This window comes from Photobacterium arenosum (genome assembly GCF_014841115.1).
GTDB classification, from domain to species: domain Bacteria; phylum Pseudomonadota; class Gammaproteobacteria; order Enterobacterales; family Vibrionaceae; genus Photobacterium; species Photobacterium arenosum.
This window is the reverse complement of sequence record NZ_JACYTP010000009.1, coordinates 194,025-211,916: the sequence shown is the minus strand read 5'-3', so window position 1 is coordinate 211,916 and position 17,892 is coordinate 194,025. Positions and strand designations below refer to the sequence as shown.

The 17,892-nt window shown below is 48.3% G+C and carries 11 protein-coding genes; 1 reads left to right on the top strand and 10 read right to left on the bottom strand.

Annotation, left to right across the window (positions count from 1 at the left end; all coding sequences use genetic code 11):
• Positions 1-243: 243 nt before the first annotated feature.
• The 9 genes from IFO68_RS14910 to IFO68_RS14870 all read right to left on the bottom strand — a co-directional run bounded on the left by IFO68_RS14910 (position 244) and on the right by IFO68_RS14870 (position 13,754).
• Positions 244-1,125: a LysR family transcriptional regulator gene (locus IFO68_RS14910; RefSeq protein ID WP_192016634.1), complete on the bottom strand. Its 882-nt coding sequence runs from the start codon at positions 1,123-1,125 to the stop codon at positions 244-246.
• 548 nt (positions 1,126-1,673) lie between these two features.
• Complete coding sequence (locus tag IFO68_RS14905) at positions 1,674-3,902, bottom strand: TonB-dependent receptor (protein ID WP_192016633.1); 2,229 nt, start codon at positions 3,900-3,902, stop codon at positions 1,674-1,676.
• 159 nt (positions 3,903-4,061) lie between these two features.
• Entirely contained in the window at positions 4,062-5,372 is a 1,311-nt protein-coding gene (locus tag IFO68_RS14900; protein WP_370630681.1) for a lysine N(6)-hydroxylase/L-ornithine N(5)-oxygenase family protein, read from the bottom strand.
• Positions 5,373-5,394: 22 nt separating this feature from the next.
• A complete protein-coding gene (locus IFO68_RS14895) occupies positions 5,395-7,143 on the bottom strand; it encodes an IucA/IucC family protein (RefSeq protein WP_192016631.1) in 1,749 nt (582 codons plus the stop codon).
• Positions 7,143-8,066: a GNAT family N-acetyltransferase gene (locus tag IFO68_RS14890; RefSeq protein ID WP_192016630.1), complete on the bottom strand. Its 924-nt coding sequence runs from the start codon at positions 8,064-8,066 to the stop codon at positions 7,143-7,145. The genes IFO68_RS14895 and IFO68_RS14890 overlap by 1 nt, the downstream gene beginning before the upstream one ends.
• Positions 8,059-9,837, bottom strand: a complete 1,779-nt coding sequence (locus IFO68_RS14885; protein ID WP_192016629.1) for an IucA/IucC family protein — start codon at positions 9,835-9,837, stop codon at positions 8,059-8,061. The genes IFO68_RS14890 and IFO68_RS14885 overlap by 8 nt, the downstream gene beginning before the upstream one ends.
• Before the next feature lie 231 nt (positions 9,838-10,068).
• Positions 10,069-12,051, bottom strand: coding sequence for a Fe(3+)-hydroxamate ABC transporter permease FhuB (fhuB, locus tag IFO68_RS14880; protein ID WP_192016628.1), 1,983 nt, complete (start codon positions 12,049-12,051; stop codon positions 10,069-10,071).
• A 20-nt stretch (positions 12,052-12,071) separates the two neighbouring features.
• On the bottom strand, positions 12,072-12,965 hold the full coding sequence (locus IFO68_RS14875) for an ABC transporter substrate-binding protein (protein ID WP_192016627.1): 894 nt from the start codon (positions 12,963-12,965) through the stop codon (positions 12,072-12,074).
• 21 nt (positions 12,966-12,986) lie between these two features.
• On the bottom strand, positions 12,987-13,754 hold the full coding sequence (locus tag IFO68_RS14870; protein ID WP_192016626.1) for an ABC transporter ATP-binding protein: 768 nt from the start codon (positions 13,752-13,754) through the stop codon (positions 12,987-12,989).
• A gap of 187 nt (positions 13,755-13,941) precedes the next feature.
• Here IFO68_RS14870 and IFO68_RS14865 point away from each other — a divergent pair, with 187 nt between their 5' ends.
• Positions 13,942-15,165 carry an MFS transporter gene (locus IFO68_RS14865; RefSeq protein WP_192016625.1) on the top strand — a complete coding sequence of 408 codons (1,224 nt, stop codon included), beginning with the start codon at positions 13,942-13,944 and terminating at the stop codon, positions 15,163-15,165.
• A gap of 329 nt (positions 15,166-15,494) precedes the next feature.
• Here IFO68_RS14865 and ppsA read toward each other — a convergent pair whose 3' ends face one another.
• Positions 15,495-17,858, bottom strand: coding sequence for a phosphoenolpyruvate synthase (gene ppsA / locus IFO68_RS14860; protein ID WP_192016624.1), 2,364 nt, complete (start codon positions 17,856-17,858; stop codon positions 15,495-15,497).
• Positions 17,859-17,892 lie beyond the last annotated feature (34 nt).

Below are 17,892 nucleotides of genomic sequence, written 5' to 3'. Positions count from 1 at the left end.
GCCAATAGAAACATTAGAGGATGGGAAATCAATCTGGGCAGAGAAGAATCTAGCTCAGATATAATCTGACAGGCACCGAGTTGAAAAGTGGGTAACTGTCAGATCAGGTCTGAATTAGTACAACTACATCGACAGTGTGGGACGATCCGTTGCTCTGGGCGTTATTACCTATTTACTCGTCCCTGTATACCTATGATTGGTGGGATGTGCACACTGCATCATCTGCCTAGCTCGCTATTTGTGTTAGTGCTTCTTACACAGCTGATGATAGTGCTTAAAAGCGTTAATCACCTTACTCCCACATTTAGAAAGGATTAATCCGTTGCGCCAACACAATTCAACTTTCCGGTCAATGCCAGAAGGTTCGAAGTCACAGTTGAGAGCAGCCAACAAGCCTTTGGCGATTTGCGTGCTTACACACTCCTCTGGTAAAAACGCAAACCCTTTGTTGTGTTTTAACATGACTATGAGGGTGGAGATATCTGAGAATACCCCGTAACAGGGACTAAAACCGTCGCTGTCTTTTTCACTGACTTCTCCCCATACTAACTCGCGGTATTCACTCAAATCTTTGCTGGTAATGTGAGGTAGTTGAGCCAACGGATGGTCAGGATTGCAGACTAGAATTTCTTTATAATGCCCTAAGCGGCAATATTCGAAATCCCTGTGATGAATGGTTCCCGATTCATGGGTAATAATGACATCTAAATGGCCATCGCTTAAGTCTTGCTCCAGTTGGGCCTTTTCATCACGATAAACCTCAACACTCAATAGGGGTATATCCAAAACAAAGTCCAGAGGTTGCGTAAACGCAATGTCTGGAATATAGTTTTCAATCCCTATGATCAGTACAGTCGGCTCATTTTGCATAAGAATTTCAGCACATTGGACAAACTTATCAAGATGGCTCAGTGTATGAGTAAGATAGGGAAGTAAACGTTCTCCATCTTTACTCAAAGTGGTTTTATTTCCTGTTCGGTCAAAAAAGTTAACCCCCAGGTCGATTTCCAGATCAGAAATCCATTGACTAATCTGAGATTGCTTTTTACCCAATGTACGTGCCGCGGCAGAAATCGATCCAGTTTCTACGGCTAATAACAGTGCTTTTAGATGAAGTGTGTTCATAGACCAATACTTAGAGTTGGGGACGATTTCACTAATCCTTGCATGTATCAAATTGATTTATAATAAAAAAACACAGAAACACTTGATGTTACGAGCTATGGTCAAATCTGGTGTACAACATCCAGAGTAGTGTCCTGCTGACTTTCCTCTATTCCACGAACGCCATCTCGGAACTTCACACCTTTGATGACCTCCGCGAGCAGTTTAAACTCTCTCTGTTTTCGCCAGTTTTCTTCAGCAATTCACATCAAAGGCAACGTCAAAAAGTTGATACGTGAATGTGGCAATGTGTTGCACAACAAAAGTGCACGAACTTTATCACACGTTACTGTTAATGGTCATAGTTTTCACATTCATTAATTGACTGTAGGTTACCCATCACTTTTTCAGTAAAAACAACAGCGATCGTCTTTCCCTGAATGTCATACTGTAGTGGTTATACGTCGGCCCCCTCTCCTAGCCACTCCCTCCACGAAGGGAGGTACACATAAAAAAACCGCCCGAGGTGTCGGGCGGTTTAAAGGCAGGATACATGTATATTTAACGGATCAGAACTTCACTTGGTAGTTCAGGGTGTAAGTACGGCCACGGCCTTTGTAGTCAAAAACTTCTGCAGGACCATAGCTTGAGTACCAACCCGCGGCACGCTGTCCCCAAACTGTACTGTATTCACGATCCAGCAGGTTCTGAATCCCGAAACCAAGGCTACCCACTGGTAACTGATAATTACCTACTAAATCAAATACTGTATAACCATTAATTTCATTGCCGGCTTCATCATCCAGATTAAACAAAGTCTGACTTTGCAGTTTCAGTGCGTAACTATCTTCAAACCAGGCCAGCCAAGCCCCAGCTTTTGAAGCACTTGCATAGTTGATAGATTGCTTCACCCAATCGTCATTAGCATTCTGCACTTCAGATTTCACCAGGTGTCCATTTACACCAGCCTGCAAAGCATTACTCACCCAGTAAGATGCCTGACCTTCCCAGCCATAAACTCGTGTCTTATCATCCAGGAGTTCAATGTTAAGCGTCTTTTTATTGGCGTTCACTTTCTTATCAGACTGAGAGTAATAAACAGCAGTCTGAATGCTCAAATCACTGCCATCATGGCGATAACCAATTTCATAGCTGTTGGTTTTAATGCCAGCCAGTTTCGAGTCATCGACATTGATGCTGCCAGTCAGGTTGTAATGGCCATTGGCATCCGGGCCATCATAAGTGCCAACACCGTAATATTTCGCTGGGTCTGACAGGTCAAAACCCTGAGAAAAATTCGCCCACACCTGATCTGTATCGGTGAGGTGGTAGATAGTGCCTAGATTGAATAAACCGATATCATAATCCGTTTCACCACCCGGTACCGCATCAGCAGACGTGCCATTACCATGGGCGATCGCAACTTGCGTACCTGAAGCAACAAAATCATCCACTTTGTTGTTCATGTACTGGAAACGATAGCCACCTTCAACTGTCCAGTCTTCAGTGATCGCATAGTCCGCCTGAATAAAACCAGCGATAGAAGACACTTCGGTACCAGGATAACGGCCAATCATCGAAGCTTTGCGATTCACTAAGCCGCCAGAGTTATAACTGGTCTGACGGTCAAACAGCATCTGATTGCTGTCTAATTTATCGATATAGCCATCAATACCATAAGTCAGAGTCAGGTTATCCAGGGATTTGATCATCGCGGCACGAAGGCTGATCACGTCCGTTTCCTGCTCAGATGCCGCTAAATACGTTGAATAGATAAACGGAATAAAGCTCAGTGTTTCATTACGGTATGATGCCTGAACCAGTAACTCGTGGCTCAGAAAGTCAGTGTTAATGTAATCTACATTAAGCATCAGACGTTCGGTTGAGCCCTGACGATCAGACTCGAAACCGTCTCTGACATCAATCAGACTTTTATCACCTGGATTGCCTGTAATGTTTTTATTTACACCAGCCAGATCCTGACCGAAGTAAATACCATACGGGCTATCTTGCTCACTGCTGTAGTATTGAGCCAGAAGATTTACTGTTTGAGTATCGGTTGGCGTAATTGATAGCGTACCCAGTACATCAATCACTTCATTGAATTGGACAGAGCCCTGCGTAATGTCTGGTACAACGATATCGCCATTAGCATCGTAATAGCCCTGTGTTTCACCATAAACAACAGAAGCACGACCTTTTACCAAGTCATTGCCACCGCTGACAGACTGGGCCAGTTTATAATCAAAGTCATCGCTACTATTAAAGCCAGATGTGGTACTGACGTAGCTCTCAAACTGTAGCTCATCACTTTCTGCTTTTTTAGTGACGATATTGATCACACCACCGGTTGCGCCAGCGCCGTAGATCGCAGTAGCGCCAGAAAGAATTTCGATACGATCAATATTAAACGGATCAATAGAATCCAACTGACGGCTGATGAGACGAGAAGAGTTCAGTGATACACCGTCTATCATCACCAGCATCGGACGACCACGCAGGTTCTGACCATAATTGGTTCTGCCCTGGCTGCTTACGTCCAGCGATGGAACCGCTGCAGCAAGAATTTCACCCAGACTTTTACCACCACGGTATTCTTGCTCGATTTGAGCATTGTCGATGTACCAGACAGTGCCTGGAATATCACTGATCGCTTTCGGTGCGCGGCTGGACACCACCACCATTTTTTCTTCCGTTGTCTTATATTCTTGAGCGAAAGCTGCGCTGGATACGAAAGTAGTGGCGGCCACTGCAGCTGCCACTGTCGTCAATTGAAACATCCCTTTTTTCACGGACATGATTACCACTTCTTGTTTTAAGTTAACTACCAATACAGAGTTTGATAATCATACTCATTTGCCACTTTATTTCCATATCCAAGGTAAAAAAAGTTCAATTTTTATGTATTTTTTAAGGCCTTATATTTCATAAGGATATCTATAAGGCCAGATTGGCACTTAAGAAGCCTTGGCATACTCAGTGACCAAGCGCTCTGTTACCCATTCGATCATGCCCTTATCACTTTCAATATCGAAGACAGATTTTTGACAAAGCTGATTGATAATCCGCGCACTGCGCCATGCCATCAGGCTCAGTTGAGGCTCGGCTATACCATGACTGTGCATGCCGGCATTCACCGCAAAGATTTTATTGTCAGCGCTGCCTTTCCATTTCAATTCGAAATTAGCCGTCATGCCATATCGGCCTTTTTCATCCAATTCCAGTAACGGCAGAATGGATTTCAGACATTGTGGATACGGTGAACTGAAGCCGGTCGCCAGGATAATGATATCGGCTTCATGCGCTTCCACCTGCTGGCTCAGTGCATTGAGTGACTGAATAGCAAAACCACCAGACAGATTGTCAACGACATTAACCGTTCTGTGCGGCAGCAGTCGTACCCACTTGTCTTCTTTCAGGACATCAAACCGATAGTAAAGCTCGCGATAAATCGCTAACAAAGCTGCCTGTGTCACACCATCTGAAGTCAGTTTCTGTGCATCAATTTCAGACTGTTTGACTGACGGCTCCAAGTCCAGGAATGTTTCGACATATTCAGGTGTGAAGAACTCATTGGTGAATGCCGCTTCGTCAAGTGGCTGGAAATTCGAACGACGGGATAACCAGTCCAGGCTTTTCACTTTGCCCCACTTACCGTTCAGCACGTTCAGGAAAATATCAGCACCACTCTGACCACCACCGACAACCATGACGCGCTTACCGGTAAAATCACGATCACGCAGCCCCATTTCAGCTGCATGAAACACCTTGTCACTGATGTGCGGCTTGGCACAATCAGGGATGAACGGCACCTTGCCTGTGCCGATACAAAGATTTTTCGCTAAGTAAGCACCATTCGTCGTTTCAATTTCAAACGCTTCTCCCGTGTACTCAATATTCTCCACACGGCTTGAGAACTGTACGTTTGATAACTGGTGTGCTGTCCAGGCCAGATAATCGGAAAATTCATGACGACTGATACAACTCAGCTCTGCAGACAAAAAACGATAAAACTTTTTCTGATCAACCAGGTATGACAAAAATGAGTATGGGTTTTGCGGATCAACAGCCGTCACCAGGTCTTTCAGAAACATGGTCTGCATATTGGTGTTGTCCAGCAGCAGCCCCGGATGCCAGGAAAAAGATTCACGACCTTCAAAAAAGCAGGCATTTAGCTCAGTTTTACTTTCAATAAGTGCCGCCACACTCAGATTGAACGGCCCTACACCCACACCCGCCAAGTCCAGACATTGTTTATGATTATTCATTTTCATTTCTATTTCCTTATTGTTATCGGGCTAAAACCAATGGGTTATCAAGCATGTCGTCCATGTCCGGCAACATTCGGGACGCACTGCTATCAGTGCTGTGTCTGAACTTCGCCAGATTTAATCCAATACGCAAAATTCGGGGTTTAAACAGATCCAGCCGCTCATACCGCTCTTCCAGTTCAGGATGCTGGGAAATATGCTCACCGATTCGAGCGCCAAGCAAGCGATAGAACTGCTGCTCTGTGAATCCCAGCTTTTCAACTAATGGAGAGATAAAACGCAGCACTGTGACGAAATGACCCGTTTGCAAATCATGGATGATCAGCTCTTCAGGTAAGCGTACCGTCACGGCTTTGACCATAGGATCAAGCGAGTCCTGTTCGGGCAAATCACGATCAACCAGACGCATATCGCCTTGGAAATCTTTCAGCAGAATGCGTTTGGGTGCAAAATTTTCCATCACGATAGTAATATTCTGGCCGTGAGCAATCAGCGACACGCCATATTTAGTCAGCAAGTGATAAAAAGGTATTACGACAGCATCAAAGAGTTTGGTCAGCCATGCTTCAACAGACAGCCCTGACGCTGCAATGTATTCGCCGATCAGCGGATTGCCCTGAGAATCAGACTCCATCAGGGCAGCCATCAAAATGGCAGATTCATTTGTTCTCAGCTTAGAGGCCAGAGATTCACGCCAGATAACACCCAGCAGTTCGTGATATCGGTATGGCGCTTTTTCCAGCAGCTTGTAATCCGCTTGCGCTGCATAAGCCGAAGCCGGCTCCTGCAACACTTCAGCCTCTTTACCCAGCAAGAGCGGATCGTTTTTAAAAACCTGATCGATCCAGTCTGATGCCAGCGGACCCGCCAAAATATAACGACCAGGAATACCCCGATAACAGGAAGTATTCATGATAGTCAGTGGTAACTTGATATCATAGCCCTGTGGCCGGGATACATTACTCAGGGTACGGATAGACAGTTGCGGCAAAAAGTAGTCGCCAAACTCACCAAGATACAGCAAAGATTTGTCGGCCATTTCTCGGACAAATAACAATGATAATTTTTGAGACCACTGCCAGGGATGCACAGGTACCAGAGTATAATCCTGCTGCTCTACCTCACATTGAGCTAATACACGCCCTAACTTCGCCTGTTCTGTTTCAGAGACCGCCGAGTCAACCAACTCCTGCCAATGGGTGCGTGCGTTGGTTGATTTTTGCAAAATCGAATGATGAACGGCAACCCAGCCTAACTGAAATGCACGTTGCGATTCCGGAGCGTAGAGGTCAAGATCATCCGTCCCCCACCCTCTGCGGCCTTTATTAAAAGCAAACTTCGGATGACCGTCGAAATAGGTCTGCTGCAACTCACAGCTCAAACTGACCAGATCTTTCACTGTCATAGCCTGTTTTTTCTCTGCCAGCTTACAGTCACCCAGCAAGGTGGCATTCAAATCTTCAAAATGCTCGGCTAATGCTTCATCCGGTATGTTGAGCAGGCTTTGAATATCCATCATGAATTGAGTGGCTAGCAATGACCCGGTATCCGGTATGCGCGTGACAGTCTGCGGGTCAATCACCACTTGCCCCCAAATGTTTGCTTTTCCTTCGAACCGGTAGCTGACACCATGATCCAGATTCAGGATAAACCCGTCTTCTGACACCTGAAACTGAAAAGCCTGCTCATAGGCAAACTCGCTGATCATCTTGGCCACGATGGCACGATTCGCCTGAGGCCAGTACTTTTGCAACGCCTGTTGAATCATCACCATTGTTCCTCAAAGAATGCACCGCGCTTCAGCATCAGCAGCGCTGAACGTTTATGCGGAAAATTAAATTCAAACAGCTTCTGATAACCCACTTCTTTAATCCGGTTAAACAGGCGCTGGTTATCTGAACGGGGTTCAAGAACAATGCGAGTCGTGCGCACATCATCAATAAACAGATAATGACTGATTGCACGCATCCAACAGTTAAAATACCTCGGCCCGCGGAACTGGTCTTCACCCACTAATAAATGGATACCGCGATCATAAGGCTGCACGTCATAATAAGGGCTGAGTCTGTCTTCGCACACCCAGTAAGCCTCAACATAACCAAATGCTTCGCCGTTGAACTCACCAATCAGCGGAATAATGTGCGGGTCATTCAATCGGGACTGAGCAAACTCCGCCAGATCGTCTTTACTCCAGGCCTGCTCCCAGAAATGCGCGACACGGGGATCATTCATCCAGCGAACAAATCGATCCAGATCCCGCTCCATATCAAAGACGCGAAAAGAGATGTCAAGATCGGCCTGATGATCAAAGCGCTGGTAAACAGTACCGGTTGGCATGACAGGACGCAGCGGATGATGGCGGTACTGGTTGTTTGTCTGCACTTCAATCAACGGAAAATGGCTCGATACCGTGTGGCGATGCCATTGCGCGGGCATCTGGTAAAACAGCGATTTATATAACGCCGCCCCTTCACATAACGGCAGCCATTTTGCCAGCTCGGCCAGAATCACTTCAGAGGCTTCCAGTTGAAAACATTTGCAGTCAAACTGTTGACTGAATTCGCCATCCAGATCAGCAACCAGCTGTTCTATCACCTGAGGATTGACAAGATCACTTTCCGATAGCGTCAACTGCACGCGAAGTGGGTTTTCGCTTCCTTCAACCACTTGAAACGTCTTTGCATTAAACATTCATGGCTTCCTTTACATTGATGAGTGGATTGGGCAGATCAAAGTAGATCACGGCTGGATCCGGAATGGAGTTTTCATTGAAATTCTGCAGGTAACAGAAGAAGTTTCCTTTGCAGCACAGACCTTCGTCATTGAGCACATAGTCGAGACAGGCGGAGTCGCTGACGCCCTGATCTTTAAGCGCTTCAAGCTGTTCGCGTAGAATGGCAATCAGCGTCATTTCTTCAATTTCAGCGCCAGCACAAATAGAACCGATGACGTTAAATGTAGAGTTAATAATCAGGTAGTAAGCAAAGTAGCGACGTACTTTCTCCTGGCTCCAGTAATTTTCGACATCCTGCCTGGTGTCGCTCAAGGCATCTGCAAATCGCTCGAAAGCCAGATCGGTATATCCGGTTCCCTGACAATCCCGGTAATACATGCCGACCGGAAAACCCTCTTGCAATTGCAGAACAATGTTTTGCTGGTGAGCCAGAAATACCACGCCATAGTTGGCCTGAAGGTTAAACAAAGGAATAACGCAATGCTCACAATACGCCTGGAACCAGGCTTTCGCAGCTTGCTCTGAGCTAATTTTCTGACTGGCGGCATAATCGGCAACCCGTGTTGCTAACAGGCTTTTACCACCAAATGGATTTTGCTGTGCCAAGGTTGCCAGCACAACCGCTTCTTCATTTTCCTTGTCTGCTAACGGATTGTCACGAAACGCCACCAGAGATTCATCTATGGCTTTTCCGTTTTTATCAATCAGCCCCAGATAGGCAGGTTCCTGCATCAGCTGAAACCCTTTCCCGTTACCCAGCACATGCTGAATATCTGTATCTGAAAAGAGCTGATTCAAACGAGTACCACGAATCACTTCTTTGACCGACAGGTTACGAATTGAGTTTGTCAGTTTCACGCTCAGCGAGAATTTCAGCATGTACGGCGAAGAAGGCGCATACAATGAACGCGTCGACGAGGTTGGATACCAGTCGCATCCTGATTCCCCTAAGTCTTTAATCAACCCCTTCTCGCAGTATTCAATGACATCCGGATACTGACCAAATACTTGCCACTGCCAGGGATGCACTGGAAGCAGAACCTGATTATCAGTAAGCGATTCTAACAGTGCCTGATTAAACCTTGCGTCAGAGCGAATCAGCTCGGACATGCGCTCTGTGACGGATTGTTCAGCAGAGCTGCCAGACACAGTGATAGATGAATCAACAGCCAGCCAGCGAAGGGGAAAATGGCTGCCAAACTCAGGAGAAAACCGTTTCGCATCGTCTGTACTGAACTGTTCACGACTCTTAGGAGCCGGATGAAAAGAGTGGCCAATCAGCAGCCCCTGCTCCGCTTGCTGAAAATTCAACGCCTGGTTAAACAGCACCTCACCATAGGGGCTTTGGCTGGTAGCACTGTAGGTATTGTGGTGACTTTCCATAACACGTTTGATGAAAATATGTTTTTGTTCTTCTGTCACCAAACCAACCAGCGAGGGCTCTTCCAGAATAAGAGCGACCAGCTCTGGAAAGCTGATTTCACTGGATGTCCCGGCATCCAGCAAGGCCGGAAAATGATATTCATGAACACCCAAAGAAGAGTAATAACGAAGAGGAATACGAATTTGCTGCTGATTGGCTAGCGGAATCAGAAAACTCGTACCTTCGCTTCCTGACTCAAACTGAATGGATGAACATTCTCTGGCAAGCGCATTTAAGAAACAGGCCGCGGCAACATCATGCTGATCCGAGGTTAAGTTTGCGCAGGATGTGTTATGTATTTTCATAATGAACTCATTGCATTAACAATTGCGTCAAATGCTAATGATTATCAAAAACATAATCAATACTTTTATGTTAATTCTATTTGAATTTTTTATATGGCAAATTCTGTTATTGAGACTTGGTATCTGACTGAGCTAAAAGTAAAAAAGCCAGCAATCATTGCTGGCTTTCGAAACAAATGCAGTGCTTTTTACCAAAACACACTCTGTGACCTTAGATATCGACTGAAAACGCTACTTTCGCATCAAATACAGGAAATAACCGCCGCCTATCACTGAAGCGAGCAAGCCCGCGGGAAATTGCCAGGGGAACCATAGGTTTCGCCCTATCCAATCGGCAACCATCATCAGGCAACCACCCAGTAAACAGGCAACAATGAGTTGTCGGCTTGCCGTGTACTGGTTGAGGGTGCGCGCCATATGCGGGGCAAGTAACCCGACAAAACTCAATGGACCAATCACGATAGTGCAAAGCGTTGTCAAACCCGCAACCAGTAACAGCAATAACTGCCTGACTCGCCGGCAATCCAGGCCGACACTGGTTGCACCGACTTCACCCAACCCAATCAGGTCGATCCAGCGACTCAGCGACAAAGTGACTATCAGCAGCCCGCCGACACCGATAGCCAGTAAGGTGACATCCTGAGCTGAAACCAAATAGGTGGAACCTGAAAGCCAGGTCAGCAAAGCGCGGACATTATCCTGCCCCGAGGACATCGCGATGCGCAGGAAAGCATCAAGGCCGGCACTTAATGCAATACCTGTCAGCAAAGTCTGCGTAGGTGCAAACTGATGCTTCTTGCCCATCAACCAGATAACTGCAGTTACGAGCAACGCCCCCGCCGTACCCAGCATGACTTGTTCATGACGTTCAACGGAAATACCAAGCAATGCACCGATAACCAGTGCCAGAGCGGCTCCTGAACTGATACCCAAGACTTCAGGGCTTGCCATGGGGTTGGTTGTCACACGCTGAATAATCGTACCTGCCAGTGCCAGACCAATGCCCGCAAGCAGAGCCACAGCCACCCGGGGGAAACGGTATTCCCAGACAGCGCCCGTAAAAGTCACGGACCAGCCTTGCTGCCCCTGGCCCACGGTGATCGCCAGGATCAAGCATAAAGATGCAAACACAGACAAAATCAGCACGGTCTTTTTAAAATCACGCTGATGGTAGTGAGCAGTACTTTCATCCCTTGCTCTAAGCTCGGACTGTAAGGTTTTTCGCCTCAGCAGCCAAAGTAAAAACGGTGAACCTAACAAGGCGGTCATGGCACCCGTTGGCAGCATCTCGCCGCCGACACCAGAGAATGGCTGAATGATGAGATCAGCCAGCAGCAGCATCAGCGAGCCAATCACCCCACTGAGCAGAATATTCTGATGCAACTTCCGGCTACCCAGCATACGCGCAACGGCTGGTGCAACGATGCCGACAAAACCAATCAGCCCTACTTCGCTGACCACGCTTGCCGTCATAAAAATGGCCAGCCCCAGACACAACACTTTAATCTGTTTAACGTTTATACCCAGCGAGCTAGCAACGCCATCGCCCAGTTGCAAAGACGCTAACGGGCGCTGCAATAACATTAAAGCAGCCAGCGGTAAGAGCGTCATAGGCAGCAAAGTCGTGACTGTATCCCACCCGTTTTGATTCAGCGTACCCGCACCCCAGACAAAAACAGACGACAAAGTCTGCTCATGAAGCAGTAACAGCATGGTATTGACAGAACCAAAAAACAGGCTGATCACCATGCCAGCCAGTACCATATGAACAGGCGCGAACCCCCGTTTAGCCGACAGCAGAAACACCAGAGCTGTAGCCAGAGAGCCCCCCAGAAACGCAGGAAAAAATGAAGGTGTTGCTAAAGATGCCGGCAATAACAAGATACCCAGTACCATACCCAGCTCGGCACCAGAGGCCACACCCAGGGTCGTTGGCGATGCAATTGGGTTGCGTAACACAAATTGCATGACAGCCCCTGCAACTGCCAGGGAAAAACCACATAACACCGCAACCACCAGGCGAGGCAAATACGTCAGGTTAACAATAATGTGCTGGTAATTGGTGGGATCGTAATTGAGCAGCGTTTCCCAGAGTAATGGCAACCCTTGCGAATAAGGCACGGTAAGATTGAGCAGATAGCCAATAACGACTATCAGGCCCGGTATAATCAACAGCAGCCGGGTTTGTTGGCCCGAGCGCAGCAATGAATCCATCAAAGTAACCTGGGACGGCATTAGTTCTGTGTCAATGCTTGTGTAATGAAATCGCTAAAGCGCTGCGCTGAGACTAAACCACCAAAAGTCCAGATCGCAGGCAACTCATAAACGGAATCCGAACGGGTAAACGCCATCACCTGCCAGAGTGGTGATTGAATCAGCTTCTTTTGCTCATCCGCTTTCAACGGGCCGAAAATCATCACATTCGTGTTTTGATGTTCAGCCATTTTTTCGATACCGGCTGTGGTGAATCCCCACATATTGGTCGGCTCCTGCCAGTCGTTTTTCAGCCCCATCGCCGTAATAGTGTCCTGAGTCAGAGACCCTTCACTGTGAATACGCAGGGTTTTATCATTGATAAACCGAACAAACATCAAAGGTTTTTGCCCTGCCTCAGAAGCAAGGACTTTATCACCGTTTTGCTTGAGGTGAGCCGATACGGTTTCAATAACAGATTGCGCCCTTTGCTCTTTGCCCAGCACTTTTCCTAACTGCTGAGTCACCTTAACGGCATTGGCAAGCGGTGTTTTCGAATCGCTGTAAATGGTGTACACCAGTGTCGGCGCAATGGCATTTAGCTGCTGATAGACAGGGCTCATGTGATTGCTGACCAGGATAACATCTGGCTGCATCTCTGCCAGCAACTCCAGATTGGGTTCTCGCCGTGAGCCGACATTCATCGCTGAATCGGGTAATGCAGGCTCGCCTACCCAGGTACGGTAACCGTCTTTATCCGCGACACCTGCGGGTATCACCCCCAAACTCAGCACGGTTTCTGTCAGCGCCCAGTCCAGTGCCACCACTTTCTCAGGCGGCTCAGTAAATTCTGTTTCGCCTAACTCGTGCTTTATCGTCATCGCCTGACTCTGAAAAGTCAGTACGGTAAAAAGCAATGCGATAGTCTTTCTCACGGTCTTTCCCTGTTTTTATTGCTATGGAATGTAACTGATCGGTTGGCCGGTTTGCGGATGCGAAAACAGCGCCAGCTCCATGCCATATATCTTCTTGAGAACATCAGGGGCCATCATCTCTTCTGGCGCCCCTTGTGCGATCACTTTACCTGAATGCAAAGCAATTAAGTGGTCGCTGAACTTGGCTGCCATGTTGACATCATGCAACACCATGATGACAGTCAATCCAAGGCTGAGGTTCAATTCCCTGATTAAATGCAGCAATTCATATTGGTGGGCGACATCCAGCGCAGAAGTCGGTTCATCCAGCAAAATACACTTGCTCTGTTGTGCCAGCAACATGGCGACCCAGGCCCGTTGTCTTTCACCGCCAGACAAGGTAGCAACAAAACGATCAGCAAAGTGGGCCAGCCCCACTCTCTCAATCGCTTCATCGACTAACAGGTAATCGTGCTGGCTGTAACGACCGAATGCACCTTTCCAGGGATACCGGCCAAAACACACCAATTCGCGCACTGTCACACCATCTGTGATCGGTGGATGCTGAGGCAGATAAGCGACATTGAGAGCAAATGTCTTACTGTCAAACTTCTGAATAGGCTGATCTTTGAGCAAAACTTGCCCGGCAGCAGGCACATTTTGCCGGCTGAGCAGTTTCATCAGAGTGGATTTGCCACAACCATTATGGCCGAGCAAAGTCGTGACTTTTCCGGGTTCAAAGGCCAGTGACGTAGGATGAAGAATCCGTTTCCCGTCCACATCAAAGGCAGCGTCAATGAGTTGATACATGAATGCGGTAATGTGTTGCACAACAGAGTGCACGAACTTTATCACAGCCTACTGTTAATGATAATAGTTTTCACAACCATTAATTAGATGTAGGATACCCATCACTAATCTCAAGTGAGAACGAGAACACTTCTCCTTTGCTTTGTATCACCTGATTTTCACACTCATTTCCAGTCAGGACGGGAACATGACGCACGATGCCAGCCGAACACAACGTCGCTTTCACCTTACCCTTATCGCGCTTATCGCTGCCTTAATGGGCATCGGACAAAATGGTTTATTAGTGTCACTTCCCTTTCTTGTTGAACACTCCGCATTTGGCTTGCCCACCTGGTCGATTGTGATTGCGATTGGCAGTTTCCTGTTTCTGCCTTCGGCACCTTTCTGGGGCAGCTTCAGTGACCGGAACGGGCCAAAAACTGTCGTTCTTCAGGCGTTAGCCGGAATGGCGGTCAGTTTTCTGCTTCTACTCATTTTCACCGCCCTCAGCAATGAGTTCAGCGAACAAACCTACCTGTGGCTGGCCGGGCTTATAGTGGCGCGTATCATTTACGGCTGTACTGTGGCAGGTATGGTGCCGGCCAGTCAGCACTGGGCGATATTACTGTGCGGTGAAGGCAACCGCCTGCAAGCCATAACATCCGTCAGCATCGGGCTGAGCACAGGACGGCTGATTGGCCCTTTGCTGGCGATGGGCGCTTTACAACTGCACACCTATGCACCACTGATGCTGATGGTCGCATTTCCAGTGATTGCCTTGCTTGGCGCCTGCTGGCTGCCCAAACCAGCTTTTACGCCGAAAGCGGATTCAGAAAAAACATCGCCGCCAGGCAAGTCACGTAAACTGCCGGAAATGACGCTGCTGCCGTTCTTACTGACAGGTTTATTGCTTTGCACGGTTGTTGCTTTGCTGCAATACAGCCTGTCGCCTTTAATTGAATCGATCACCATGTGGGCCACAGATGACATCAGTCAGGCTATTGGCTTGCTGCTGACTCTGAGCGCCGCGTTTACCCTGTTGACCCAGGTGCTGGTGATCAAAAAGAAGAAACTGGACATCGACACCATGTACCGGCTGGGCGGCTTTGCCCTGCTGGCTGGTTTCGTGCTTTTCCTCAACTCGGCTTTCTGGGTATTCACTATCGCCATGGTCGTGGTTTCCGTAGGCGCTGCACTTTTAGTGCCGGCATATACGTCAATGGCAACACAAACCAACCCGGAAAAACCCGGAAAGATCGCCGGCTTGATTTCGATGTCGCATACCCTGGGTTATGGTCTGGCATCTTTACTTGCCAGTACGGCTGTCATTTTCCCGCAATTACCGGTTTGGGTCTGTATTGGCTTCGCGGTTTTAGTGGCCGGGATTGCCTTTACCCGCCGGAAGGAAAAAGAGGCGGTGAGTGTTGTTTAAGGGTGGTCGCGAAGTGATCACAAATGTAGCGTTTGTGCGTTGCCCCCACCTCGCCTCCCCCCTTGAAAAGGGGGAGGAACTATTCGAGTGTGTTGTGAGTACGAAATTTCCCTCTCCTTGGCAAAACGAGGCCAGGGTGGGGTTCGTGAAGTGAGCACATATTTGGCGTCTGTGCCTTGTAACCCCTCCTAGCCTCTCCCTTGAAAAGGGGGAGGAACTATCCGAGTGTGTTTTGAGCACGGATATCCCCTTTGCCTGACAAGACGGACAAGCATGAAAAAGCCCGCGACATGCGCGGGCTTTTTCATTTCAGCTTAGCTGACTTGTACTTATTTCTTACCCAGATGCAGCCAGGTTTCCACCACGGTATCCGGGTTCAGTGAAACAGAATCGATGCCCTGCTCCATCAGCCAGTCGGCCAGATCGTCATGGTCAGATGGGCCCTGACCGCAGATACCGACATATTTCCCGGCTTTACGGGCTGCTTTAATGGCCATCGACAGCATGGCTTTCACGGCTTCATTACGCTCATCAAACATGTGGGCGATTTCACCTGAGTCACGGTCCAGACCCAGCGTCAGCTGTGTCATGTCGTTGGAACCAATCGAGAAGCCGTCGAAGTACTTCAGGAACTCTTCGGCCAGAATCGCGTTCGATGGCAGCTCACACATCATGATGACTTTCAGGCCATTCTCGCCGCGACGCAGATCGAATTTGGCCAGCAAGTCAATTACAGAAGCCGCTTCGCTCACGGTACGCACGAATGGGATCATCACTTCAACGTTACGCAGACCCATGGTATTGCGAACACGTTTAATCGCTTCACATTCCAGTGCAAAACAATCCTGGAACTTAGGCGACACGTAACGCGATGCGCCACGGAAACCAATCATCGGGTTTTCTTCAACCGGTTCGAAGTTCACACCACCAACCAGATTGCGGTATTCGTTCGATTTGAAGTCTGACATCCGTACAATCACACGCTTCGGCCAGAATGCGGCAGCCAGGGTGGAGATCCCTTCGGTCAGTTTCTGAATGTAGAATTCAACCGGGTCGGAGTAACCAGCGATGCGGCGATCAATTTCAGCTTTCAGCTCGTCCGATTGCGCGTCATAGTTCAGCAGCGCTTTCGGGTGAATGCCGATCATCTTGTTGATGATGAACTCCAGACGCGCCAGACCCACACCTTCGTTTGGAATGCAGGCGAAGTCGAATGCACGATCCGGGTTGCCCACGTTCATCATGACTTTCAGTGGCAGTTCAGGCAGGTTGTCCACTTCAGAGCGGCGGATTTCGAAATCCAGTTCACCTTCGTAGATAAAGCCCGTTTCGCCTTGTGCACAGGAAACTGTCACGATCTGGCCGTCTTTGAGCAGCTCGGTGGCGTTACCACAACCGACAACGGCAGGAATACCCAGTTCACGGGCAATGATCGCCGCGTGACAAGTACGACCACCACGGTTAGTCACGATGGCAGCCGCTTTCTTCATGACAGGTTCCCAGTCCGGGTCAGTCATATCAGCCACCAGCACATCACCAGCCTGTACCTGATCCATTTGGTCGAGATGATTCACCACACGGACCACACCGGTACCGATGCGCTGACCGATAGCACGACCTTCAACCAGAGATGTACCCTGGCCGTTCAGGTGGAAACGCTCCATCACATTGGCATCATCACGGGAACGAACGGTTTCCGGACGCGCCTGAACAATCATCAGCTCACCGGTAATACCGTCTTTCGCCCACTCGATGTCCATCGGACGACCGTAGTGTTTTTCGATGATCATGGCTTGCTTCGCCAGAGCCTCGACTTCGGCGTCGGTCAGGGAGAAGCTGTTTTGCTCTTCGGCGGTTGTGTCCTGAATAACAACTTGTGTACCCAGGGCTTTACCTTCACCGTAAATCATTTTCTGAAGCTTAGAGCCCAGAGTACGGCGAACGACGGCAGGATTACCGGCAACCAAGGTAGGTTTATGTACGTAGAATTCGTCCGGGTTAACCGCGCCTTGCACGACCATTTCACCCAGACCTACAGAAGAAGTGATGAACACGACCTGATCAAAGCCAGATTCAGTGTCCAGTGTAAACATCACACCGGAAGAGGCTTTATCAGAGCGTACCATGCGCTGAATACCCGCAGACAGTGCCACACCTTTATGGTCAAAACCCTGGTGAACACGGTACGAGATAGCACGGTCGTTAAACAGAGAAGCAAATACGTGTTTCACGGCTTCGAAAACTGAATCGATACCGCGAACGTTGAGGAAAGTTTCCTGCTGGCCTGCGAATGAGGCATCTGGCAGGTCTTCAGCGGTTGCAGAAGAGCGTACAGCGACGGACAACATCTCGTCACCTTCACCCAGTTCCTTGTAGCACTGACGAATGTCCTGCTCAAGGTCGGCTGGCAACGGTGCTTCATACACCCATTTACGGATAGTATCACCCGCCTGCTTCAGCGCGTTCACATCATCGACATCCAGCGTATCCAGCAGATCGTAAATACGATCATTCAGGTTATTGGCTTCCAGAAACTGGTTGAATGCATAAGATGTTGTTGCGTAACCGTTAGGTACTTTCACGCCAGCATTCGCAAGATTGGCGACCATTTCGCCCAGCGATGCGTTCTTACCACCAACTTTATCAACGTCGTTCATTGATAAAGCATCATACCAAACAACATTCTGTTGCACGGGAAGTCTCCTTGTATTGGATCAGCTGTATAGT